1 protein-coding gene is annotated in these 2,056 nt (G+C 43.6%); it reads right to left on the reverse strand.

What is annotated here, in order from left to right:
* Positions 1–79: 79 nt before the first annotated feature.
* Positions 80–1,402, reverse strand: a complete 1,323-nt coding sequence (gene ltrA, locus AAIB49_RS19765) for a group II intron reverse transcriptase/maturase (protein WP_339212845.1) — start codon at positions 1,400–1,402, stop codon at positions 80–82.
* Between the last annotated feature and the right edge of the window lie 654 nt (positions 1,403–2,056).

A 2,056-nucleotide genomic window follows, 5' to 3' on the forward strand; every position in this document is an offset into this window, starting at 1 on the left:
AATAGAGTAGGCGCATGAATCACTCATGCGCCTCTCGCAGTTCCGTACGTGCGGGTCATCGCATACGGCTCCTCCATGATTATTCCCTTTGGGAATGATGTTCATTGTAAATATCAACCAGAGAAACAAGACCAATTTCCACAAACTTTTTGTTTGGAATTGCTGTGTGTACTGGGGTTGATAAGGAACTTCTCCAATTGTACATTCGCAATTGTGGTAGTTCGCCTTTCCAGTTTCTTCTCCTCAGCTCTCTGTGGAGTTTCCTAATCTTTCTCCAACTTCTAAGTTGAACCATCCTTAGCCTTCTTCGAATCCATGAATCCAGTTCTTGGAATAAGGATTTGACATGTCCATGCCCAAAATAGTTTCCCCAACCTCGGAGATAGGTGTTCAGCCTTTTCCTAACTAAATCTTCAAGATTGACCGTTTGATTCTTCCTAGTAATTTCCTTTACCTTCGTTTTGAATTTCTTTAACGATTTAGATGATGGTTTCATCCATCTTCCTCTAGTGAATTCGTGTCCTAGAAATACAAATGGCTCTTCCAGATTGTTGACTATCTTCGTCTTTTCAGGGTGTACTATTAGACCTAATTCTGTCTCCAAGAATCGGATTACTGATTTTAATACTCTTTCAGCGCCTTTTCTTGATTTACAACATATTACGAAGTCATCGGCATATCTTGTAATTCGATGTCCTCTTTTTGTCATGACTTCATCAAGAGAATGAAGGTAGATATTGGCGAGAAGAGGGCTAATAACCCCACCTTGCGGGGTGCCCTTCTCATTCAAGTAAAAGCTTCCATCTTCCATAATTCCAGCTTCGAGGAAACTTTGGATTAAATTTAGAACACTGCCATCCACAATTTCTTCCCTTACCGCCTCTATCAGCCTATCTTGCGGTATGGTATCAAAGTATGATTTCAAATCAGCATCAATTACATATATGTAACCGTCGGTTAAGTCTTTCTGGATTTTTTCCAGTGCCATATGGGCACTACGTTTAGGTCTAAATCCAAAACTGCAATCCAAGAACTTTGCCTCGAAAATTGGTTCTATCACACGTCGCACAGATGCTTGGACAACTCGGTCTCGTACTGTTGGAATTCCTAAAGGTCTTTGAGAACCATCTGCCTTTGGAATGTAGACTCGTTTTACAGGCCTTGGTTTGTATGTCCTACTTAATAATTCCTGTTGAAGGATTTGTACATTATCCTCCACACCATATTCGAAGGCTCTAATATCCACGCCATCTATTCCCGCAGAACCTCGATTCCGTTTTACCTCCAGGAATGCTTCCTCCATATTAGGATATGCCCATATTTTATCCATAAGGCTATACCATTTCCTCTGGTGATTCCTAAATCCCTCACGAAAGTTACCTTTTCCTTCTTGCTCGTTCATGATTCGTATTCCTTCCCTTTGGTATCCACGATTTTCTAGTCATTTAAGACAATGTTCGTTTCACCCATAAGTTACTCCGCCCCAGACGGTCTACCCTTCTGTTCGACCTCAGTTCTTCGGCTACCTACCTCACTGACTTCTGTCTGGCTCATGACAGCTTCCTAAGTTGGTTGACTTTTCTTCCATGGGCAGACGGGCTTCGCACCAATTCTCCACCTTTTGGGTGAAAGATTGCTTCTGTAACTCTGTACAGAATCTCTCGCCTTTGCGACCTTTCTGGCGAGATTAATCACTACTATCCCCTGCTCTGACTTCTTACCACCCATAATCCCAGCTTGTCCCTCACGGACTTGTCTGGGGGTTACCACCAAGTGGAGACGATAAGACCTCCTTGGGTCACGTCACCGAACTTTCCTCTGAACCCAGTCCTCATAACTTATAGAATCCTGTTGTGGGATTGGACACTCCCTTCTTTTGCAGGGTTATCCGATTCTATCAGCCAACATGGTTATTGTCGCCTGTTCCAGAGTTTGCCTTCAAGCCCTCCGCACATTCCCTCACGAGCATGCACTGCCTGTCAGCTATACACTTCCGCCACTACGGCGTGTTTGGGACTTTCACCCTTAAGTTCGGAGCGCTGCCAAGCGCACAAAA

The organism is Ornithinibacillus proteolyticus, from assembly GCF_039581225.1.
Taxonomy (GTDB): domain Bacteria; phylum Bacillota; class Bacilli; order Bacillales; family Amphibacillaceae; genus Ornithinibacillus; species Ornithinibacillus massiliensis.

Excerpts from the sequence above, each read along its gene's own strand:
- ltrA (WP_339212845.1), bottom strand. The coding sequence starts at position 1,402 with ATGAACGAGCAAGAAGGAAAAGGTAACTTTCGTGAGGGATTTAGGAAT.